Annotated in this window: 14 protein-coding genes and 1 tRNA gene; 5 read left to right on the top strand and 10 right to left on the bottom strand. The window is 51.3% G+C overall.

The window, feature by feature from the left end; genetic code table 11:
• Window positions 1–773: 773 nt before the first annotated feature.
• The 4 genes from ACYVBJ_RS02650 to ACYVBJ_RS02635 all read right to left on the bottom strand — a co-directional run bounded on the left by ACYVBJ_RS02650 (window position 774) and on the right by ACYVBJ_RS02635 (window position 9,585).
• On the bottom strand, window positions 774–1,607 hold the full coding sequence (locus ACYVBJ_RS02650) for an SPFH domain-containing protein (RefSeq protein WP_460980752.1): 834 nt from the start codon (window positions 1,605–1,607) through the stop codon (window positions 774–776).
• A complete protein-coding gene (locus ACYVBJ_RS02645; RefSeq protein WP_460980751.1) occupies window positions 1,604–1,792 on the bottom strand; it encodes a hypothetical protein in 189 nt (62 codons plus the stop codon). Before ACYVBJ_RS02645 ends, ACYVBJ_RS02650 begins: the two co-directional genes overlap by 4 nt.
• An 885-nt stretch (window positions 1,793–2,677) precedes the next feature.
• On the bottom strand, window positions 2,678–3,250 hold the full coding sequence (locus ACYVBJ_RS02640) for a GAF domain-containing protein (RefSeq protein ID WP_460980750.1): 573 nt from the start codon (window positions 3,248–3,250) through the stop codon (window positions 2,678–2,680).
• Between the two features lie 362 nt (window positions 3,251–3,612).
• Window positions 3,613–9,585 (bottom strand): SBBP repeat-containing protein, encoded by a 5,973-nt coding sequence (locus tag ACYVBJ_RS02635; RefSeq protein ID WP_460980749.1) that lies wholly within the window; start codon window positions 9,583–9,585, stop codon window positions 3,613–3,615.
• 756 nt (window positions 9,586–10,341) lie between these two features.
• Here ACYVBJ_RS02635 and ACYVBJ_RS02630 point away from each other — a divergent pair.
• Window positions 10,342–12,369, top strand: coding sequence for a PAS domain-containing sensor histidine kinase (locus ACYVBJ_RS02630; RefSeq protein ID WP_460980748.1), 2,028 nt, complete (start codon window positions 10,342–10,344; stop codon window positions 12,367–12,369).
• A 290-nt stretch (window positions 12,370–12,659) separates the two neighbouring features.
• On the opposite strand, the gene ACYVBJ_RS02625 is transcribed toward ACYVBJ_RS02630, so the two are convergent.
• Window positions 12,660–12,732, bottom strand: a tRNA-Thr gene (locus ACYVBJ_RS02625).
• Window positions 12,733–12,849: 117 nt separating this feature from the next.
• Here ACYVBJ_RS02625 and ACYVBJ_RS02620 point away from each other — a divergent pair.
• Window positions 12,850–14,835 carry an ABC-F family ATP-binding cassette domain-containing protein gene (locus ACYVBJ_RS02620; protein ID WP_460980747.1) on the top strand — a complete coding sequence of 662 codons (1,986 nt, stop codon included), beginning with the start codon at window positions 12,850–12,852 and terminating at the stop codon, window positions 14,833–14,835.
• A 108-nt stretch (window positions 14,836–14,943) separates the two neighbouring features.
• Here the strand turns inward: ACYVBJ_RS02620 and ACYVBJ_RS02615 are convergent, their stop codons facing one another.
• Together ACYVBJ_RS02615 and ACYVBJ_RS02610 are read right to left on the bottom strand one after the other, a co-directional pair.
• Window positions 14,944–15,747 carry a DUF3667 domain-containing protein gene (locus ACYVBJ_RS02615; protein ID WP_460980746.1) on the bottom strand — a complete coding sequence of 268 codons (804 nt, stop codon included), beginning with the start codon at window positions 15,745–15,747 and terminating at the stop codon, window positions 14,944–14,946.
• Between the two features lie 84 nt (window positions 15,748–15,831).
• Window positions 15,832–16,734, bottom strand: coding sequence for a bestrophin family protein (locus ACYVBJ_RS02610; protein ID WP_460980745.1), 903 nt, complete (start codon window positions 16,732–16,734; stop codon window positions 15,832–15,834).
• 101 nt (window positions 16,735–16,835) lie between these two features.
• Here ACYVBJ_RS02610 and ACYVBJ_RS02605 point away from each other — a divergent pair, with 101 nt between their 5' ends.
• The gene (locus tag ACYVBJ_RS02605; RefSeq protein ID WP_460980744.1) at window positions 16,836–18,137 is read left to right on the top strand and encodes a type IX secretion system plug protein; all 1,302 of its coding nucleotides are present in this window, start codon (window positions 16,836–16,838) and stop codon (window positions 18,135–18,137) included.
• An 84-nt stretch (window positions 18,138–18,221) separates the two neighbouring features.
• Here the strand turns inward: ACYVBJ_RS02605 and ychF are convergent, their stop codons facing one another.
• The gene (ychF, locus tag ACYVBJ_RS02600; protein ID WP_460980743.1) at window positions 18,222–19,322 is read right to left on the bottom strand and encodes a redox-regulated ATPase YchF; all 1,101 of its coding nucleotides are present in this window, start codon (window positions 19,320–19,322) and stop codon (window positions 18,222–18,224) included.
• A gap of 269 nt (window positions 19,323–19,591) precedes the next feature.
• Window positions 19,592–19,912, bottom strand: coding sequence for a DUF3276 family protein (locus ACYVBJ_RS02595; protein ID WP_460974638.1), 321 nt, complete (start codon window positions 19,910–19,912; stop codon window positions 19,592–19,594).
• Between the two features lie 273 nt (window positions 19,913–20,185).
• Here ACYVBJ_RS02595 and ACYVBJ_RS02590 point away from each other — a divergent pair, with 273 nt between their 5' ends.
• Together ACYVBJ_RS02590 and ACYVBJ_RS02585 are read left to right on the top strand one after the other, a co-directional pair.
• Complete coding sequence (locus ACYVBJ_RS02590) at window positions 20,186–20,626, top strand: septal ring lytic transglycosylase RlpA family protein (protein ID WP_460980742.1); 441 nt, start codon at window positions 20,186–20,188, stop codon at window positions 20,624–20,626.
• A gap of 141 nt (window positions 20,627–20,767) precedes the next feature.
• Complete coding sequence (locus ACYVBJ_RS02585) at window positions 20,768–21,679, top strand: DUF58 domain-containing protein (RefSeq protein ID WP_460980741.1); 912 nt, start codon at window positions 20,768–20,770, stop codon at window positions 21,677–21,679.
• 181 nt (window positions 21,680–21,860) lie between these two features.
• Here ACYVBJ_RS02585 and ACYVBJ_RS02580 read toward each other — a convergent pair whose 3' ends face one another.
• Window positions 21,861–23,360 (bottom strand): DUF4369 domain-containing protein, encoded by a 1,500-nt coding sequence (locus ACYVBJ_RS02580; protein WP_460980740.1) that lies wholly within the window; start codon window positions 23,358–23,360, stop codon window positions 21,861–21,863.
• Window positions 23,361–23,388: the final 28 nt, after the last annotated feature.

Genomic DNA, 23,388 nt, shown 5'->3' with positions numbered 1-23,388 from the left:
GTTGAGTCTGTTCATTAACTGAAGCCAATAAACGGCCATGCCAATAGCTGATCGGTAACGAACCGGGTTGGCTGTGTACCCATCAGCCGGGACGGCTCTCGTTTTTTGTGATGAATTTTCTGGGAGGCCCGCGTAGCCGGATGGCTTTCTGGATTGTGTTGGCAGAGAGCCCTGAAGAGCGGGGTCTTGATCCAGCCTCTCGACCCGACCTTCGGTGTAGAAGCGATGATCGACTGAAATGATGTTCCTGATTGAGCGTATGAGATTACGTATCTCAATAGAATATTTCCGAAACATATAAATAAGGTAACAATGGTCATGAGCGAGATGAAGTCTGTTTCTTCAATTCATCCGCCTTACAAAAACGCTGCTAACCTTATCGGAACTGGTAAAAAAAGCCGAAAATGGATAAAAAATGAGCTAATCCTAACGAAAGAATGGTAGTTGAGGGAGCTTTGCGAATGGAAAGCTGGCGTTAACAATTTGTATACCAAATTTGCCAGAATGGCTTAGTTTTATAATTTATCGATCAAAGGAATAAACCAGTGCGCCTGCTTGGGTAATGAGCAACGGGGCCATGCCGTAAGCAGACTTAAATTAAAACATGATAATAGTTGACTATTCCTGGTAGGAAGGGTCAATTTTACTGGTATCAAACAACCAGGATTGTCTTCATGCTGACGAATCATTTTATCCGTCAGACTCATATTACGCCCAATGCAAAACAGCCCGACACGAGTAGTGCCGGGCTGTTTTGCATTGGGTCAACTTGCTTATTTCGGTAGCTGGACCAGCGTATTCGTACCAGTGCCTAACTGTGTAGTGGGCAGTTGCCCGTTCCACTTTTTAATCCATTCCTGCTGAACCAGCAGGGGCGTTAAGGTCTTCTGTTTTAGTTCGTTGGCTCTGGCTTCGGCTTCAGCTTCAATAATTCGGGCCCGGGCAATACCCGTAGCTTTTGTGACGGCTATTTCGGCACTTGCCTTTTCGGCCGCTACCTGATTGTTGAGCCGAAGGGCGTTCTGCACGGCCGTATTCTTGGCGTCGATCATAGCCTGCAGCGATTCGGGCGGAGTCAGGTTGGACGTAATGTTCTCAAACACAAATCCGTCGCTGGATAGGGCCTTCTGCAACTTGGCTTCTACCTGATCTTCAAAGGCAACGCGGTTGTTTACCAGCGAATCCGGAGTAAAGGTATTCGCTACGTCGCGGTACGAATTATAGACAATGGTACGTAAGATATTATTCTCGATGTCGGGCAGCTCCTTCCGGTACTTGCGGTACACGTTAGCTGCCTGCCCGCGCTGCAAATGATAATTCAGCGTCGGGTCGATCTTAAACAGCGTTCCTCCTTTGGCACTGACCGTAAATGGGTCATAATCTTTCGTTTGGGTAAAGGTCGGGTACTGTTCAATGAACGACGTCAGGGGATTGTAAAATTGCCAGCCCGTTACGTTCTCGATATCGTTAGCGCCCCGGTCAGAGCCGATTTTACTAACTTTTATACCTTCGTGACTGGCGTCGATGGTCGTGCAGCCAATTACAGTTTGGGACAGAATAAAAATAAAGACCAGGGCAACGCCTGACCAGATAAGGATTGACTTCATCTTTTAAAGGGATTTTTGGTGAAGGCTTTGGTTTTAACGGCAATCCAGCCGTAGCAAACAAGTAACAACCCCGCCACAATGAGCAAATAATCACTGGGCTGATTCAAAAGCCAGAACATGGCCTCGAGGCAAATTACGGTAAAAACGACAAAGGCAAATACGAGTAATATTCCTTCGATGCGCATCGTTTACATTGGGTTTACACATCGTCAACTGTGGCGACGTGCAACAGTACTAATTTTCTCAGTAATGCCGAATGACTGCTCATTGCATACAAGGCCTTTGGTGAGACTCAGACGCTAACGGCAGGCAAAGTGAATAAGGAGAACGGTTCTTTCGCAGAACATCTATATGGAAGGTCATTTTCGAATGCCGAGTTGCGTACCGGGCTGACCAAATCGTTTTCGCTTTTTTCAATCTTCACTACGTACTTACTGGTGCAAACGGCCTGTCTTTACCCGGGCCCGGCAACAACAGTGCAGTTGAGAGAGCGCACAGTACGTAACAGCAGAGAACGCCATCGGCGTATCGGAGGGAAATGGAAGAGAGTGATTTTTTGACTGACGGACGTGTTCTACACCCGATTTAGCTAGTGCGCCGGTTACGTTCTCATAAGCACGTATTGTATTGAACAAATGGTCTTTCGGTACCTAAACAAAAACGGTCGGCTGACTACATTCCAGTCGCGTACGCATAGTTGCGGTGCCTACGTTACGTAAAGCCTGCTTCATAAGATGTACTAACCTGGCGCTGTGTATGAATTACATCTGTACAAGTGGAAAATAGGGACGGACCCAGCGGATAAAACTGTTTTCTTGATTGAGTACTATAAAGAGAAAGAGCCTCCTGCGGGACTAGAACTAACCAGAACAACCAATTGATAATCAGAGGTAAAAACTGCCTGAAAAAGATCAGGGGACGGATTGAGGAATAAGATAAAGATTTTACAAAATAGGGGACGGGTACCCATGCCTGTAAGTATCTTTGACCTAAATCGAGCGGCCGTACAGGTCACTTGGTTTGGTCAGAGCCGGGCGGGTGGTTCCCCGACCTTTTTATTTTTATAACCCTCAGGGTCTTTCTTTAGCAAGTGTTTCCAATTCGCTATTACGTTCTTCTAATAACTTGGTCATAACTTCTAACGCTTTATTTTTACGACGAAGCTCTAACAAGTTAACGACTTGTTTACCTAAGATTTTTAACGCGTTCAGCTGATCCTGGGTTAACTGTTTAGGAGTATTGTCAATCACACACAGGGAGCCTAATGGATAGCCATCTTTATCCACTAAAGGAACACCTGCATAAAAAATAACGTGTGGATCTCCGGTGACTAACGGATTGCCTGTAAATCGCTCATCCTTTCTGGAATCGGGAACAACCAATATTTCATGAGGATCTAAAATGCCATGAGTACAAAAGGCAAACTCGCAGGGTGTTTCGCGAACACTGAGGCCGTGGTTTGATTTAAACCACTGTCGGGAATCATCAATCAAGCTGATTAATGAAATAGGAGTCTGGCAAATCTGGGAGGCCAAATAAGTTAAGTCGTCATAATCTTGTTCGGGTAGTGTGTCCAGAATGTCATAGCTCCGTAAGGCTTCGACTCGGTTAGCTTCATCTGAATGAAGGGGAGAAACTTGCATGTGTTGTGCCAGAGAGACTATGAATCACCTAATGTAATACGCGAAAATGATTTTTGCGTATTACACGCATGTTAATTCCTGTGCAATATTTCTGAAATGAAACATGTTTTTTATTGTTACACTTTGACGTGCAGTTGACTTACCCCCCTCCCCAATTTTGACCGCGTATTTTTGGGGCTAGGCTGACGGTCATAGTTAGAACAAGTTGTAGTCTTTTTACCCACCCCTGCCCGGCATCCCTTGATGAGAGTTAGAAAGGAAAACAAAGAGGTCAATTTTGTAAATAGGAGCAGTAGCCGTGAAAACGTACAAAGCCCGACTAGTCAGACCAGCCGGGCTTTTTGCATAACCAATCGAGTAGGTTACGGTTTGAGCACCTTCACGCTCTGCCGTTGAACAGGGGTAGCTGCGTCTGCTCCACTGACCACCTGTAACAGATACACTCCGCTGGGTTGTGCCTGCATCTGCCACTCAATCACCTGCTCAGCCTGGGCCTGTGGCCAGTGCTGCTGACGGACCGAGTGGCCTTGTAGGTCCACCAGTTCCACCTGTAAAGACCGGCCCTCAGCACCCCGGACAACCGCCCGCAACCGATCCTGCTGGATGGGGTTGGGGGCTAGCTCCACCTGCAAGGGTATTTCCAAACTAGCGATCTCTCGGGCCCGACAGTTAGCGTCTACCGTGAGCCGAAAAGGACCAAAGACCTTCACCGTATTTGACCGATCGGTGACCTTCAGGTAGAAGTCACCCTGGGTGTTAGCCTGAGCGTTGATCAGGGTCAGACTGCTGGTCGCCGTTCCTCGAAAGAGTTGCGGGGTTTCCATGATCTTGGGGCTGGTCAGCGTGTTCTTATACCACTCATACTTGGCCGGGTTGCCATCTACCACTACATTGATGAGGGTCGTTCCACCCCGGCACACGGTGGGGCTGTTGCCCCCGGTCACCGTCGTAGAGACCGTAGCCGAGCAACCGTTGGTGGTCGCCGTTACCGAGTAGACACCCGCTGCCTTGACGGTAGCCACAGGGCCCGAGCCTTGTTGACTAGCCTCAGAACTAAAGCGGTAAGTGGTGCCCCCGGTGGCCATCAGACTAACGGTGCTGTTGGTAAAGGAGACCGGACCGCTAAAGCTCAGGTTAGGAGTGGGCAGGGCCTTGATCTCCACACTCTGCTCGGCGTAATTAGAGCAACCGTTGCTGGTCAATGTATAACGGACCATATGGTTACCCACACTCAGATTAGCTGGATTGAGCTGGGTGGCATTCTGCCCGTCGATGGTGAAGTTGCCCCCTGAAGGCGAACCCGCCAAGGTAACCGGTTGGGCATCTTTACAAAACGCGGAGGCTAGACTGGTGATCTGAACCGTAGGCAGGGCCTTGATCTCCACGACCTGTTCGGTAAAGGCTGAACACCCATTAGTGGTGACCGTGTAACGGACCGTATGGTTACCCACACTCAGATTAGCCGGATTGAGTTGCGTGGCATTCTGCCCATCGATAGTGAACACACCCCCTTCGGCGGGTGTACCCGCTAGGGTAACCGCACTGGCATCTTTACAGAAGGCAGGAGCTAAGCCTGTAATCTGAGGGGTGGGCACAGCCCTGATCTCCACACTCTGCTCAGTATACGCTGAACAGCCGTTGGTCGTCACCATGTACCGTACGGTGTGGTTACCTACTGTCAAATTAGCCGGGTTAAGCTGAGTAGCGTTCTGACCATCGATGCTGAACACCCCGCCCTCAGTGGGTGTACCGGCTAAGGTAACGGGTTGAGCATCCTTGCAGAAGGCGTTGGCTAAGCTTGTGATGGCCGGGGTGGGCAGAGCCTTGATCTCTACTGTTTGCTCACTGTAGCCTGAACAGCCATTGGTGGTGACCGTGTAACGCACCGTATGGTTACCTACCGTGAGGTTGGCTGGATTGAGCTGAGTAGCGTTGTTGCCATCAATAGTGAACACACCGCCCTCAATGGGTGTACCGGCCAAAGTAACGGGTTGGGCATCCTTACAAAACGCGTTGGCTAAGCCCGTGATCTGGGGGGTAGGCACAGCCTTGATTTCCACACTCTGCTCGGTGTAGGCCGAACAGCCGTTGGTCGTCACCGTGTAGCGTATGGTGTGCGTGCCCACCGTCAGATTAGCCGGGTTAAGCTGAGTAACATTCTGCCCATCGATGGTGAACACACCACCTTCGGCCGGGGTACCCGCTAAGGTAACGGGCTGAGCATCTTTACAATAAGCCGAGACTAAGCCCGTGATGGCCGGGGTAGGCAGGGCCTTGATCTCGACCGTCTGCCGGGCGGTGGCCGAACAGCCGTTGGTCGTCACCCGGTAGCGCACCGTATGATTGCCCACACTTAAGCTGGTAGGGTTAAACAGGGTAGCCGTCTCCCCATCGACGGTGAACACCCCGCCTTCGGTCGGTGTACCCGTCAGGGCGACCGCCTGGGCATCTTTGCAGTAGGTGTTGGCCAACCCTGTAATAGCAGGGGTTGGCAGGGCCTTGATCTCCACCACCTGCTCCACGAAGGCCGAACAGCCACTGTTGTTGGTGACCGTGTAGCGTACCGTGTGGGTGCCCGCACTCAAGCTGGCCGGGTCAAGCTGGGTGGCGTTGTTACCATCGATGGTGAAGGTCCCCCCGGTCGGTGCCCCTGTCAGGCTAACGGGTTGAGCATCCTGGCAGTAGGCAGCGGCCAGTCTCCTGATCTCAGGGGTAGGCAGGGCCTTGATCTCCACGCTCTGCCGGGCGGTGGCCGAACAGCCGTTGGTCGTCACCCGGTAGCGCACGGTGTGGTTACCCACACTTAAGCTGGTGGGACTGAACAGGGTAGCCGTCTCTCCATCAACGGTGAACACCCCGCCTTCGGTCGGTGTACCCGTTAGGGTGACCGCCTGGGCGTCTTTGCAGTAGGTATCAGCCAGGTTCGTAATCGCAGGGGTAGGCTGGGCCTTGATCTCCACCACCTGCTCGGCGAAGGCCGAACAGCCACTGTTGTTGGTGACCGTGTAGCGTACCGTGTGGTTGCCCGCACTCAAGCTGGCCGGGTCAAGCTGGGTAGTACTCTGGCCATCGATAGTGAACGTACCTCCGGTTGGTGTACCCGTCAGGCTAACGGGTTGGGCGTCCTGACAGTACGCATTGGCCAGCCGCTTGATGTCAGGGGTTGGCACAGCCTTGATTTCCACACTCTGCTCGGTGTAGGCCGAACAGCCGTTGGTGGTGACCGTGTAGCGGACGATGTGCGTACCCAGGGTGAGGTTGGCCGGGTTAAGCTGGGTCGCATTCTGGCCGTCGATGGTAAAGGTACCGCCCTCCGAGGGGGTACCCACTAACGTAACCGGTTGGGCGTCCTTGCAGAACGAGCTAGACAGGTTAGCGATCTGAGCCGAAGGCTGAGCCTTAATCTCGACGTTCTGCTCACTATAGTTGGAGCAGCCGTTAGCCGTTACGGTGTAGCGCACCGTGTGAGTGCCTACTGAGAGGTTGGCCGGGTTGAGTTGGGTAGCACTCTGCCCATCGATGGTGAACACACCACCTTCGGCGGGCGTACCTGTCAGGGTAACCGCACTGGCATCTTTACAGAAGGAGTTAGCTAAGCCCGTGATGGCCGAGGTTGGTTGAGCCCTGATCTCCACCGCCAGTTCCGCATAGGCCGAACAGCCGTTAGCGTTCACCGTGTAACGCAATGTATGGGTACCCACAGCCAGATTGGCCGGGATAAGTTCGGTCGCATTTTGGCCATCGATGGTGAAGCTGCCCCCGGAAGGCGTGGCTACATCGGCTAGATTAACCGTTAGGCCGGCTCGCTGGCAGAAGAAGGAGCCAATGGCAATGCCCGTGATGGCCGGGGTAGGCACCGCCTTGATCTCCACACTCTGCTCAATGTAGTTGGAACAACCATTGGCCGTTACCGTGTAACGGACGGTATGCGTACCCACCGTTAGGTTGGCCGGGTTAAGCTGAGTAGCGTTGTTGCCATCAATGCTGAACACCCCGCCTTCGGTAGGAGTGCCCACTAACGTAACCGGTTGGGCATCTTTGCAGAAGGAGCTGGCCAGGTTGGTGATGGCTGGAGTAGGCAGGGCGTTAACTGTAACCGGAATGGTGGTAGAAACCGTGCCCTCTGTAGTGGTGATGGTGAGCGTGTAGGTTTGAGACCCCTGCCCCCTGGCCGTCAGGCTCTGGCTGAAGGGAGTAGTTGAGGCTGTGCCCTCCAGGGAGCTGCCCGCCCCGTTGGTGAGGGTGTAGCTGTAGCCCTGGGTTACGTTGCCCACCGTAGCGGTGAAGGTGATCGGCTGCCCCGCGCAAACCGGGTTGGGGGTGGCTAAGGGGCCCGTTAGCGTGGGCGGAGAAGACAGGGGCGCAAACTTCTGCACACGGTTGTTATTATAATCAGCTACATACACATTACCATCCTTGTCCACGGCCACCCCAATGGGATAATACAACTGATTCAGCCCGGCCCCATAGCCATTGCCCCCGGCCACGGGGGCGCCCTGGCTGGCCCCAGGGGCCCACTTAACAATGCGGTGGTTATACTGATCGGCCACATACACATTGCCCGACCCATCCACATACACACCAAAGGGATAATACAACTGATTCAGTCCCGAGCCTGCTCCACTGCCCCCGGCCACGGGGGCGCCCTGGCTGGCCCCAGGGGCCCACTTGACAATGCGGTGGTTCTGCTGATCGGCCACATACACATTGCCCGACCCATCCACATACACACCAAAGGGATAATACAACTGATTCAGTCCTGAGCCTGCTCCACTGCCCCCGGCCACAATCGTGCCCTGGCTGGCCCCAGGGGCCCACTTGACAATGCGGTGGTTATACTGATCGGCCACATACACATTACCATCCTTATCCACATACACACCAGTGGGATTAGCCAACTGATTCAGCCCCGAACCATAGCCATTGCCCCCGGCCACAATCGTGCCCGCACTGGCGTTGGGGACCCACTTGACAATGCGGTGGTTACCCAGATCGGCCACATACACATTGCCATCCTTGTCCACAGCCACACCATAGGGATAGGTCAACTGATTCAGCCCCGAACCATAGCCATTGCCCCCGGCCACAATCGTGCCCTGGCTGGCCCCAGGGGCCCACTTGACGATGCGGTGGTTCTGCTCATCGGCCACATACACATTACCATCCTTATCCACGGCCACACCAGCGGGATAAAGCCTGATCCCCCCGGCCACAAGCGTGCCCTGGCTGGCCCCAGGCGCCCACTTAACAATGCGGTTGTTCTGCTGATCGGCCACATACACATTGCCCGACCCATCTACATACACACCAAAGGGATAATACAACTGATTCTGTCTCGAGCCTGCTCCACTGCCCCCGGCCACAATCGTGCCCGCACTGGCGTTGGGGGCCCACTTGACAATGCGGTGGTTCTGCTGATCGGCCACATACACATTGCCCGACCCATCTACATACACACCAGTGGGACTATCCAACTGATTCAGTCCCGAGCCTGCTCCACTGCCCCCGGCCACAATCGTGCCCGCACTGGCGTTGGGGGCCCACTTGACAATGCGGTGGTTCTGCTGATCAACCACATACACATTGCCCGCCCCATCCACATACACACCAGTGGGATTAGCCAACTGATTCAGTCCCGAGCCTGCTCCACTGCCCCCGGCCACAATCGTGCCCTGGCTGGCCCCAGGCGCCCACTTGACAATGCGCTGGTTACCCGTATCAGCCACATACACATTGCCCGACCCATCCACATACACACCAAAGGGATCATATAACTGATTCAGTCCTGAGCCTGCTCCACTGCCCCCGGCCACAATCGTGCCCGCACTGGCGTTGGGGGCCCACTTGACAATGCGCTGGTTACCCAGATCGGCCACATACACATTACCATCCTTGTCCACGGCCACACCACTAGGATAATACAACTGATTCAGTCCTGAGCCTGCTCCACTGCCCCCGGCCACAGTCGTGCCCGCACTGGCGTTGGGGGCCCACTTGACAATGCGGTGGTTACCCAGATCGGCCACATACACATTGCCATCCTTGTCCACGGCCACACCAGCGGGACTAGACAACTGATTTAGCGCCGAAGGTAGACCTCCGGCTACGGTAACGCCATCGGGGACCTGGGCGGTGGCGGTTAGGGATAAGCCCAGCCACAACCAGCCTATTAGGGCAATGGCCCATCCCCGAGCGGCTACGGGCAGGGAATGGAAACAACTCAACAATCGGGTCGGCTGAGCAGCCCTATCGAACTGAGGCTCCTGGGCCGCTGGGGGGGGCGTCAAGCCGCCCAGGGTTACGTAAGGCCAGGTGTGGTAGAATTTTGTGTGCATACAGTTTGTACTTGGGTTACGTGTTGGTTAAAAAAAATGGGCACTGGATAATCGTTAAAAAAAACTATTTAAAAAATAAAGCAAACGTAAATACGTACATATTAAGCATTTAGCGTACACAAATAGCTTGCAAGCTACATCGGGTTACAATTGCAGGCAATACCCCTAATAGGGTATTTTTACGGTTTATCGAAAGCGAAAAATACTGCCCGTAGTCTATGCTTCTGTCAAGCTTTATTCACCTTGACGGGCCGGTATTAAAACTGAAACGCCTGTACCCGGTATTGAGCTGGTTGGGCTCAGAAGACTACAGCGATACGTAGCAGCAACAAAAGCAGAACGTAGTAGAGCCCTGGCCAGCCTAAACTTCTTCATTGGTATCATTTTCCTGAAAATCCCTGTATTTTTCGGCCCTATAAACAGGCAAACACCCCTTCCCAATTTTGACCGCTCATTTTTGGGGCTAGGCTGACGGCCGTGAATCTGGTTACGACTAGAGAATCAATACACTCCCTGCCTGCCCACTTTGTATGTGGTCAACTCACTTCGTAGTATAGATTTCCGAAAAGATATAACCGCTGTTAGATACGTCGACTGCACTGATACAGCAAACGCCGGAAAGTACCTATACCCTGTAGCAACCGGGATTCCTGGCAAGCTGATGAAATTTAATGTGGCTATTACGTCAAGACTACGTAACCAATGCTATTGTTCTATTGCTTAATTTCGTATTGATCTACGTAGAAACTACCCGGAATGTCTCAAGTTAATGAACCTGCTCATCAACCCCAGACCGATGAAAACACTCGGTTCCGATTTGCCATGAAGGCTGCTGGCATTGGTACCTGGGACTTGGACATCGTTCACCAGTCCGTTTGGTGGGATGAGCGTTGCAAAGAACTTTATGGATTTCAAAAGGACGATGTGGTGCCTTATGACCAAGTCCTATCGTATATGCATCCTGACGATCAGCTTCGGGTCAATGAAGCTGTTCAGTGGGCACTTAATCCTGAATCGAACGGAGATTACGCCGTTGAGTTTCGCACCATTGGCGCAAGTAATAACCAGTTGCGTTGGTTGCGCTGTCAGGGCAAAGCTTTATTTAACGAACAAGGTATTCCGTACCGATTCGCTGGCATCGCTCAGGATATCACAACAGAACGACTGCTGGTCGATCAGCTTCAACAGGAGCAGCAACGGTTAACGGTCATTTTAGAGCATATTCCAACCGGCGTCCTTATTACCGACCCGAAGGGTGAGTTGACTTATGGTAACCAGCAGGTTGACCAAATCTTTCGCCATCCATTTCGAGAGAGTCAGCATATGTCCGCTTATAAAGACTGGCAGTTGTTTGACCCGCAGACCGACGAACCTTATGCCATGGTGCATACGCTGCTCAACGGGGAAACCGTAGAGGGGGTAGAAATGAAACTGTTGCGGGGAGACGGGACTTGGGGGTACGCTATTATAAATACAGTCGCCATTCTTGACAAACAAGGGCGGATAGACTTAGGCGTTGCTACTTTTACTGATATTACCGAACGGCGTCAGGTTGAAGAAGCCTTACGCCAGAGTGAAGGGCGTTTACGGGCGGTTTTAGAAAGTATTGTTGATGGCATTTATATTGGAGGGCTGGAGGGTATTACGCTCGTTAACCAACCGGCGCTTGACCAACTCGGTTTTTCCACTCCTGAAGAACTTAATCGGCACATCGGTGAACTTGCGGAAGAGATTCAGACGCGTGATTGGCAGTCTGGGGAATCAATTCCGGTTGAGCGTCAGGCGTTCGCACGGGCATTGGGTGGTGAGCGTGTCATTCAGGACGTATTAGTGCGGCATCGGTTAAGTGGAGATGAACGAGTCGTTCGTTGTGCCGTAGCCCCCGTCGTCGTAGACGATCAGGTTATAGCGGCCGTAGCGATTAACACAGACGTTACCGAGCAACGACGCACGGAGGCTGCCCTGCGCAAAAGTGAGGAACAATACCGCGTACTTACGCAGGAGTTGGAAGAACGAGTGCAGCAACGGACTCGAGAATTAACCTATGCCAATCAGGACCTGAAACGGTCAAATGATAATCTTCAGCAATTTGCTTATATCGCCAGCCACGATTTGCAGGAGCCCCTTCGCAAGGTTCAGGGATTTAGTACCCTTCTGCTACAGGAACTTGAGCATCAGTTAAATGATACAAGTCGCGATTACTTACAACGTATCACGAACGCCGGAGCCCGTATGTCTACGTTGATAAAAGACCTGTTGACCTACTCGCGGATTGCTACCCGGCAACAGGCCTTTGGGCTGGTGTCTTTGACTGCAATTGTGGCAGAGGTAATAACGACACTTGACTGGGTAATTAGCCAACGGGATGTGTATGTTAGGGTTGACGATCTGCCTGTAGTTAAAGGAGATGAATCACAACTAGGTCAATTGTTTCAAAACCTGCTCTCGAACGCCATCAAGTTCACACCGCCGAACCAAAAGCCCCGTGTGTCAATAACGTATCAACTTCGGACCCGAAGCGAATTGCCCGCAGACGTAAGGCCAGCTAGCGATGCGTCGCTGTTTCATCAAATTAGTGTGAGCGATGAAGGTATTGGGTTTGACAGGAAGTATCTAGATCGAATTTTTGAAGTGTTCCAGCGGCTACACGGTCGGAGCGAGTTTTCTGGTACAGGTATTGGCCTCGCCATCAGCCAACGTGTAGTGCAAAACCACGGCGGAGCAATCACGGCAGACAGCCAACCAGGGAAAGGCGCTACATTTTGGGTTTATCTGCCAGCCTAAAGATGACCCCGTTGGTTTGGTCACTACCAAGTTGCAAATTATACCTTTGTGATAGGACGGTTTTACATTACAAAACCGTATTTGTTATAATAAAGCTGAATAAAAGAGAAAAGGATAACCAGTTGATTTTGAGTTCTTACACTCAATAACTGATTAGCCTTTGTACTAAAAAAGAGCCTCCTACGGGATTCGACCGGCAACGGCCGACCGTCTGCGACCTACGCATTCGTAATGCGTCGCTCTACCGCTATAAAATGAAAATTCCCAAACAAATCAGTTTGGGAATTAAGAGCCTCCTACGGGATTCGAACCTGCGACCTACGCATTACGAATGCGTCGCTCTACCAGCTGAGCTAAGGAGGCTTTACGTTGTCGGAAACCAGCCATTTCTTTGTTGGTGTCCCCGAAACTGGGTGCAAATATAATCGGTCCGAATTTAATAACGCAAGTATATGTTATCAATTTGGTAAATTTGCGTCCATGATTTCCATTACAAACCTCTCGTACTATCTCGGTAGCCGGGCTCTCTATGAAAATGCCTCGCTCCATATCAAGCCTAACCAAAAAATCGGCCTGATTGGTCTGAATGGCACCGGTAAGTCGACATTGCTGCGCATTATCAACGGTGAATATCAGATTGATGGCGGTACCATTTCTAAAGCGGGTGACGTAACGATTGGCTTCCTGAACCAGGACCTGCTGTCGTACCAGACCGATGATTCGATCCTGTCCGTAGCCATGCAGGCGTTTGCGCGGCAAAACCAGCTGCAAAAGCAGATCGACGAGCTGCTCCACGAAATGGAGACCAACTACCGGGATGAACTGGTGGATAAGCTGGGTAAGGTACAGGAAGAGTTTGATGCCCTCGACGGCTATACGGTCCAGTCGAAAGCAGAGGAAATCCTGGAAGGCCTTGGCTTTTCAACCGAAGACCTGCATCATCCTCTAAAGCAGTTCTCCGGCGGCTGGCGGATGCGGGTTATGTTGGCTAAACTGCTGTTGCAGAAGCCATCGCTGCTGATGCTCGATGAGCCCACCAACCACCTGGACTTACCTTCGATCCAGTGGGTTGAAAAATACATACAGACGTACGAAGGGGCCGTGATTGTCGTATCCCACGACCGCGAGTTCCTGGACAACGTCATCGATATAACGGTAGAGGTATCGGGCGGTAAGCTCAATTATTACCCCGGTAACTATTCGTTTTATCTCGAAGAGAAGGCGCTACGTAACGAAATTCAGAAAGGCGCCTACGAAAACCAGCAGGCTAAGATCCGGCAGACGGAGCGCTTCATTGAGCGGTTCAAAGCCAAGGCGACCAAGGCCAAGCAAGCCCAGAGCCGCGTAAAGCAGCTGGCTCGTATGGAACTGGTTGATGCAGTCATCGACGAAACGGCGCGGGTAAACTTCAAGTTTCAGTTCTCTACCCAGCCGGGTCGGCACATCCTGCACCTCGACGAAATCACCAAACATTACGGGCCCAAGCGCATCCTGACCCATGCGGATATCCGGCTCGAACGGGGTGATAAGGTGGCCCTGATCGGGGCTAACGGCCGGGGTAAGTCTACGCTGCTACGGATCATTTCGGGTTCGGAACCGCTCAACGAGGGGCGTCGGCAACTGGGCCATAACGTATCGTTCAGCTTTTATGCACAGCACCAGTTGGAGTCGCTGAACGTAGAGGACAGCCTGCTGGAAGAGCTTAAACACGCGAACCCGACCAAAACGGAAGGCGAATTGCGCGGGGTACTGGGTTGTTTCCTGTTCTCGAACGACGAAGTATTCAAAAAGATCAAAGTGCTGTCCGGTGGTGAAAAATCGCGGGTGGCGCTGGCCAAGGTTTTGCTCTCGCAGGCGAACTTCCTGCTCCTTGATGAGCCGACCAACCACCTGGATATGCAGTCGGTGAATATTCTGATTCAGGCGCTCGAACAGTACGAAGGTACCTACGTAGTCGTTTCGCACGACCGGTACTTTGTGTCGCAGATCGCCAACAAAATCTGGTACATCGAAGACGAACAGATCAAAGAGTATCCGGGCACCTACGATGAATACGAATGGTGGATGGAAGAACGGAAAGAGCAGGGACTGGATAAGAAACCCGCTGAGAGTTCGAAGCTTCAGTCGGTGGCTACGCCGACCGCTACCAATGGCCATTCGGTGAACGGAAACGGGCAGAAACCGACCAACGGACGTGCTACGGATGAAGAACGGAAGGAGTGGCAGAAAACGCTGAAAAAACTAACGCAGCAGGCCGAAGAAGCCGAAACACAGATCAGTCAGTTGGAGAGCCGCAAGAAGAAGCTGGAAGCCGAGCTTACTGATCCAGCTACGTATGGCGATAGTCGTAAGATGCAGGCTAAAAACGAAGAGTATAACCAGGTATCAAAACAGCTCGATCAACTTCAGTCGCAATGGGAAACCGCCATGCTCGAAGCTGAAGAATGGGAGAGGAAATTAGCGTAAGGTAAACCCTATAAGCAGAAGCGCCCAGGAACTTAAACGTCCTGAGCGCTTCTGCTTATAGGGTAAATTAAACTTGCTGATGCCAGGCTCCGCTACGTATTGAGTGCTTTAGCCAAAGAGAATATACAGTGTACCGATACCGCCCGAAACGATGAACCAACTGAAAATGGCTAAAAAAGCAGCGGTTGCCACTTTGAGTGATCTGAAGGTGGTTGTTGACGGAAGAAATGCTGTGTAAGCGAATGTCAGGTAAAAAAACTGAAGCAAAAGCAGGGTGTAGTTATACCAGGAGCCGGAAGCTATATAGTGACGGGACGGTACAAAGATCAAGGCGGTTGCTAGGGCGTAGAACCCCATGAAAAAAACGTGTGCTACCAAATGCTCTGCGAAGTTAATCCCCGTTCTACGAAAGAAAAGCCAGTAGACAAGAGCGAAAAGGGGGACTGCCAAGAATATCAGGATGTTTCCCCGCTTTTCGATAAACTGCATCATAGTTCGTCTACGTTCTTCAAATTGGGTACGCTTGGATGGTGGTGCCCCTTTTGTTGAATGTTGATTCGCGGTTGCCACGCTATTTGTAGTTATTTCCCGGACGTAAGGATGAAAAATTGAATTAGATAAAACAACAAACCCCACGGTGATAACCAGAAAGGTAAACGGATTGAAATATCGTTTTCGCTTTCCTTCCAGGACGTATTCACGTGCCACTGTCCCCGGCCGAACCGTTAGGGCTGCAATCAGTTGTAAAATACCTTTGTCGGCATGGGTGAACGCGTGAAAGACCTCGTGCACAATGTGGGGAAGATTGAACCGATGAATGTGTGAATTTTGACCACAATTCGGGCAAAAGTTGAATTCGGTCTCCAGGTTAGCCGTGCAGTTGGGGCAGGTCTTTACAGCAGTTAAGGTCATAGCCGGGGCGGTAGAGGGTTCCGTATGCAAAATACGAATTATGCCCGTACTGCCTATAAATCTGTTCGTTATCGTTACGTTGCCTTAGCGGGATGCAGTAAGCACCGTTGTTTTGAACGCTTGTGAAACGGTTTGCCGAATGCCCTTGCAGATGGTGTCGACCGGCAGGTCGTTGGCATCGGTACCAAATGGATTCTCGATTTCTTCGGCAATGATTTCAAGGCTCGCCAAGACGTAAAAGACAAACATGACAAACGGGATGACCAAGTAATGCAGGTTCGATACGTAGCCGATTGGTAACGTACTGCAATAGATGAAAATGAACTTCTTGATGAACGACGTGTAGGAGTAAGGAATAGGGGTGTTCCGAATTCGTTCGCAGGCCCCGCAAATGTCCATCAGTGACTGGATTTCGGTGTTGACCAGCAGTAGATGTTCGGGAAGTAAGACACCTCGCCGTTGTAATTCATTGACTTTGCCGAAGATGGCATAGGCGATTTGCTGAGGAATGTGCTCATTCTGTTGCAAATCGGCGTAGGTAAACGTATCGGTTTCGACAAACTCCTGCTGCACCGGCTGGTGGCGCAAATGTTGCTTGAGGGCAAAGGCAAAGTTCGGAATCATTGCCCGGAAAAACTGAAGCTCGCTGGCCTGCTCCGGACCGAGTAGTTGCTGAAGCTTTAAGGCTAAATTCCGGCTGTTATTGACCAGTGATCCCCAAAGTTTCCGGCCTTCCCACCAGCGGTCATACGCGGTATTAGTGCGAAACACCAGCAGCATGGAAATTACAAAGCTCAGTAAGGTATGCAGCAGCGAAAGATTCTTGAGGTAAGGATTTTCCGAGTAGCCAAGCTCTTCAATAACGTGAACGACAATAAATGAATAGACCGCAATGGCGAGTATAACCGGCGACAACTTACGTACTGTATCGGCCCGATTAAAGGCAATCAGAACCCGAAACCACTCTTTAGGATTGTAGTCAACCATGGTAAGTTTAAATTCGCTAAACAGGCAATTTTACTGATTCTGCACAACTATACGGGTGTATTTACGTTTACTAACCGTTTTCCCGACGAAACATCTTCTGAATGATTAATTACCGCCAACTGCTTCTTTTTGTTAGTGTATGCCTATTGACTGGACAGGTATACGCCCAGCAGCAACCGCAGCCGATCGACCGTATTTATGATCCGCAGGTGCAAACGGTGCTGCTGTTTCCGCAGGTTGGCCCAAACCCCAACGACCCATCGCTAACCCTTAATCCGCCCGTTGTGTCGCTCGATGAGCAGGTGCCGCTTCAACTCGAATTCGACGATCTGACGGCTAACTATCGGTCGTTTCGGGCCCGATTGCTGCATTGTAATGCGGATTGGCAACGCTCGGTATTGAACGACATCGAGTTTACCTACGAATACAATGATAACCCAATTACGGATTATCAGGTGTCGATCAACACAAAAATTCCGTATTATCATTACCGATTTACCCTGCCGCGGGTGAAGTTGCCGGGCAACTACCTGCTCATTGTGTATGACGAGCGCAACCGGAACAACATCATCCTGACCCGTCGGTTTATGACGTATCAGAACCGCGTAACGGTGGGCGCAGCGGTGCGCTTTTCCACGGACCCATCCCGCCAGTTCAGCGATCAGCAGATTGACATGACCCTTGACTACCGCGGGTATCAGGTGATTTCGCCCCAGGATGATTTTCGAGTGGTAATTCGGCAGAATTACCGCGACGACCGCGAGATACGAGGTCTGCGCCCTACCAACGTGCGGGCGTTCGATCAGGTGCTGGAATATCGACTTGTGGATTTGAGTAATACGATGCCCGGTGGCAATGAGTTTCGGTTCTTCGATACACGGACGGTTTTGTCACGGGCAAACTACATCGAACGGATTGAGCGGCCCGCCGATCGAAATATTGCTTACGTTCAGGTCGATCAGCCGCGCAGCCGGGGGGCCTACATTCAAAGCGACGATTTTAACGGACAATACGTAATCGACCACCGCGAAACAGGCAACGGGGCCACGAACGGCGACTATATCGAAACCATTTTTACACTCCGAACCGCCGAAGTGCCAGGCGCTACTGTATACGTGAACAGCGCGTTCAATCTCTGGCGATTAGACGACCGGAACCGCATGACGTTCGATTCGGCACTGGGGGCATATCAGGCTTCGATTCTGCTCAAACAGGGTATCTATAATTACGATTACATTCTTCAGTCCACCAGCCAGCCCCAGAAAGTAGACGAGAATTACGTAGAAGGAAGTTATTCGTCGACCGAGAACGACTACGAAGTGTTTGTGTACCACCGCCCCCCGGCCGCCCGCGCCGATCAACTTATTGCCTACAGACGGGTAGGGGTGAACAAGCGGAAGTGATGAGTTTTTACATGAAGTGGGTGCCGTACGTATAAGAGTTGAACTCAATACACGTACTGCACCCACTCTACTACGTACCGTAAACTAGGCGCTGTGGAGGAACTCCATAATATCGCCGTCCTGCACGATGTATTCTTTACCTTCTACAGCGAGCTTGCCCGCTTCGCGAACGCCAGCCTCGGTTTTGAACTGTACGAAATCGGGCAGTTTCATCACCTGCGCCCGAATGAACTTCTTCTCAAAGTCCGAGTGAATAACCCCGGCGGCCTGCGGTGCTTTCCAGCCCCGGTGAATCGTCCAGGCGCGCACCTCCTTAATCCCGGCCGTAAAGTACGTAATCAGCCCTAGCAGCCGGTAAGACTCTTTGATAAGCTTACTTAAGCCCGACTCGGTAAGGCCGTATTCGCCGAGGAACATGTCCCGTTCGTCGGGGTCTTCCATTTCGGCAATTTGCGACTCGATGCCCGCGCTGATCACAACTACCTCGGCACCTTCGTCTTTAACGGCCTCACGCAGCGTATCTGAAAAGGTATTACCGTTCGGCAGTGACCCTTCGTCGACGTTCGCCACGTAAATGACGGGCTTGATGGTCAACAGCGATATATCGCCGATCGCAGCTTCGCGATCTTCGGGTGAGATGGGCACCGTGCGGGCGCTTTTGCCGGCTTCCAGCGCGGCTTTGTACTGCTTCAGGATTTCCAGCTCTGCTTTGGCTTTGGCGTCGCCCACCTGAGCGGCTTTGGCAATCCGCTGAATCTTCTTATCGACCGACTCCAGATCTTTCAACTGTAGTTCAGCGTCGATAATCTCCTTGTCGAAGACCGGATTTACTTTACCCTCAACGTGAACGATGTTCTCGTCTTCGAAGCAGCGGATGACGTGCACAATGGCATCTACTTCCCGGATATTCGCCAGAAATTTATTGCCTAATCCGGCCCCCTGGCTAGCGCCTTTCACCAGCCCCGCAATGTCGACAAACTCGATAATCGTCGGCACAACGCGCTGCGGTTTCACCAGTGTTTCGAGCGTATCCAGCCGCTCATCCGGTACGGTTACCACACCGACGTTCGGTTCTATGGTGCAGAATGGATAATTGGCCGCTTCGGCCTTTCCACTCGAAATTGCATTAAATAAGGTCGATTTACCGACGTTCGGCAAACCTACGATTCCACATTGTAAGCCCATATAGCAATGAGCGAAAGAGTGAATGAGTGAATGAACAAAAGACCGGACCTCTCCGGACGGTGAACTGCCACTAGATGCATGTTCACCCTTTCACTCATTCACTCGTTCGGTCTTTCACTCTTTTAAGTTTTCACAAATTTACAACCCCGAGGGCGGACCACAAAAAAAGCCTTCGGCAAGGGGCCGGAGGCTGATGGTTTCGGCAACAAGGTTCTTGTTTCGAGCCGGTAAGAAATGAATAAGGTAAAGTTAATTCATACGTGTATCGATTACTCCCATTTCAGCTCATTCGCAAAATCGTCCTGTTCGTCGCGCTGAACAAACTGAGAAAAATCTACTTCGGGCATCAACTCAGATTTGACGTGATCAACGGTTTCCTGCAAGGCTTCAATGAACTTGTCGAAGTCTTCTTTGTAGAGAAACATCTTATGTTTTTCGTACACAAACCCGTCGCCCTGCGGGTGGCGCCGGCTTTCGGTAATGGTGAGATAATAGTCGTTGGCACGCGTGGATTTGACGTCAAAAAAATACGTTCGCTTGCCAGCCCTAACCCGCCTAGAATAGATTTTCTCTCGTTCTCTTTCTTCCACAATCAGTGAGGTTTAGTACGTTCACAACTGCTAAAGTACGGGCTAAGGATTAAGAACAAAAAGAATGGGCGTAAATATATTAGGGGGTAAAATAACCCCATTTCCGGATAGAGTTGTGGAGGCCGTTCCACAGTTTTTTCGATAATCGCTTGGTTCTTAAGGCCATTCATTATATATTTGCTATACAGGAATTGCACTTTTTGGGGACGGGCGGTATGTGTTGTGTTAACGGGCATACCCTCCGTCTATTTTTTTCACGTAACCAAAAGCTGTATGAGTTTAATCATGTCCCTTATGCTATTTTTTGGTGGCATAAAACCGGCGGAGGCCCTTCCAGGCCTCATACAGAAAGGCAAAGCGTCTTTTTATTCCAAGAAGTTCAATGGTCGCAAGACCGCTTATGGTGAACGAGTCAGCGCCGAAGCGCTCGCAGGAGCCCACCGTTCCCTACCGCTAAACACACTGGTAGAAGTCACAAATCTCGATAACCAACGATCCGTAATTGTACGAATCAATGATCGGGGACCTTTTTCGAAGGGACGCGTTATCGATCTCACCCACGCAGCTGCCCAAACTCTCGGTATGGTTTCGAGAGGAGTTGCCAATGTTTCGCTGCGGGTTGTTGGCAAAGGACGCGAATTAGCGTTTGCCCCCGCTGCTTCGGTTTTCGCTACCCCTGCCGACTATCAGCCGCTGCTGGAGCCGGTGTTGTAGCCTAACCGCGTAAATTCAGCCGAACCGTTCGACACCCCCTTTCTGCAATTCCTGGCTGGGGTATCGAACGGTTCACTTTTTCAGGGTAAAAGTCTTAACTTTGAGTAAGCCCATACGGACTGGTTTACTAACGTTGATCGCATGAAACAATCCTTGAATTTAGGTCAGGTACGTTCCTTTGGAAACGTCGAATTCCTGGCCCGCCAACTGGTCGAAGGTTTTATCACGGGCTTACATAAATCACCCTTCCACGGCTTTTCGGTTGAGTTCGCCGAGCACCGTCTGTACAATACCGGCGAAACGACGCGCCACATCGACTGGAAAGTGTATGGCAAAACCGAAAAGCTGTTCGTAAAGCGCTACGAGGAAGAAACCAATCTGCGCTGCCACATCATGATCGATACGTCGTCGTCGATGTATTATCCGGAAGCGAATTATGGCAAGATGACGTTCAGCGTGATGGCGGCCGCCTGTCTGGCTTATATGCTCCAGCGCCAGAAAGATGCGGTCAGCCTGACCACCTTTGCCGATACTGTCGATTTGCAGACGCCGACCAAGTCAACGCCGTCGCACGTGCACAAGCTGTTCACCCACCTCGATCAACTCATGCAGCAGCCCAAGCCATTACGGAAGACGTCGGCGGCTGATGTGATCCACGAAGTGGCGGAGAAGATCAACAAGCGTTCGCTGGTGGTTATTTTCAGCGATATGTTCGATAACTCGGAGAAGTCCGATGCCTTGTTCTCGGCTTTGCAGCACCTGCGCCACAATCTGCACGAGGTGTTGCTTTTTCACGTAACGGATAAGAAAACCGAGGAAGATTTTGCGTTCGATGAGCGTCCGTATGAGTTTATCGACTTGGAGACGGGCGAGAAGGTGAAGCTTCAGCCGGGGCAGGTGCGCGATACGTATCAGCAGGCGGTGAAGTCGTATTTTCAGGAGTTGAAAATGCGCTGCGGTCAATACAAGATCGACTTCATCGAAGCGGACATCGCTCAGGGATTCGACCAGATCCTGACGGCCTATCTGGTGAAGCGTACCAAGATGAAATAGCCGCTTTGGGTAATTAATCTGGCTCGATTACGTCTCTCAAATCAAACCCTTCGCTTGTCTGTAACCAGACCTCCTTACCGCTTTCCACCTCGAAGGTTACTGACTCAAAGTCACACGAAGGCTGGTATAAAACAACAAAGGACGTTGAATAAACGTCCTTTGTTGTTTTATGAACTAACACCTATTTCTTCACACTTGCTTTTGCGTTCGCTGGTGCAATGGTCGGCTTTTTAACGGCTGTGTTGCCCGCCTGTTGCCGCTTATGGAAGAGCATAAAGTCTTCGAGTTGTTCAACCGGAAGCTTGCGGGCAATAATCTTCTTATCTTTATCCAGCATGTAGATGGTCGGGGTGGTCCAGACATCGTACTGCTTCCGGTAGTTCGTGCGGAGATTATAATCGTAGCCGTTGATTGCCTTACCTAACTTAAACTCCCGGATAAACTTCTTCCACTCTTCGGGGCTCTGCTCAACGGCGATGGCGACTACTTCGGCCCCTTTACCTTTATAGTCGTCAACAAACTTTTTGAGCCTGGGCGCACTTTCCCGGCAGTGACCGCAGTGCGGGTCGTAAAAATACACGACGGTGTAGTCGGCTTTGATGTTGGAAAAGGCGATCGGTCGACGTAACGTATCGCTAACGCTTGGTGCGGCCAGCACTTTACCAACCAGCGTTGGTTTCAGCGTTGCCACCCGTTCGCCAATTTTCTGAATCGTTGAGGAGTCCGTAACGGGCATGACACCCGTGGCGTAATACTTCTCAAACATGTGCACGAATAAGCCATCGGTGCCCATCACCTTGGGCTGCTCATACTGGCTGGTGATGTAATAAATGGAATACGATAGCACCTCTTTGTTCTTGCCTGCCCTGGCTTTGCCAACGATGAAGTCAGCCTCTTTGATGAGTGAATCGGCATTTTGTACGGTAAGCTCTTTCAGGTACCGATCGAGTTTCTGCTGCAAAAAAGGTGTCCGGACGAACCGTTCGTCGGCAAAGTCAAAGTCGTCCCAGAAGTGACGTTTATAATAATTAAATACCCATATCGAATCAGGCCGACCATTCGCGGCTTTCGGCGCGGTTGGCACCTCCGGCTCGGCCGCTGTCTTCAGCAGTTTAACCGCAAAGGAACCCGCGTTCTGGTTCAGAAACTGATTCCGTTGATCCTGCGCGAGTTTTTGCAGATCCTCCATCTTCGTATTCACCAGCGCCAGCGACGCAGCATCGTTGTGCAACTTTTTCTCGACGTTTATCGCCCGGGCTTCGTCGTTCAGTTTATCCAGCTGTTGTTGGTACGCATAAAATAACTCATTCTCTTTCGAACCCGTCACTTTCATGTGTTTGATGACACCGGACGTATCCGTCTGGAACGAGAACTGCTGATTGGCGTCGGGAATCAGAAACTGGAGGTAGCCGTTCTTGGGCGTTACAACCAGGTAAAGGCCCGTCGGTAACGTCTTCGTTCCTTCAAACACCATGTTCCCCTCGCTGTCAAGGCGGGCGGTATCTTTCGGGATGTACTGGGTAGCGCCAAAATAATGGGCCAGTACGCAGGTCGTATCTTTTAAGCCTTTGATACGGCCGGTAATTTTGAAGCCGTTGGCCGAGGCTGGCGTAGCTGATTGGGCCCAGGCAGTTGATACTACGAGCAGGCTCGACAAGACAGCTAAAAAGAAATTCTTCATAGAAATAGGGACGTATCTTCGCGGCAGA

Source organism: Spirosoma fluminis (assembly GCF_054778895.1).
The sequence above is the reverse complement of the archived record's forward strand: the minus strand, read 5'-3'. Positions and strand labels throughout refer to the sequence as shown.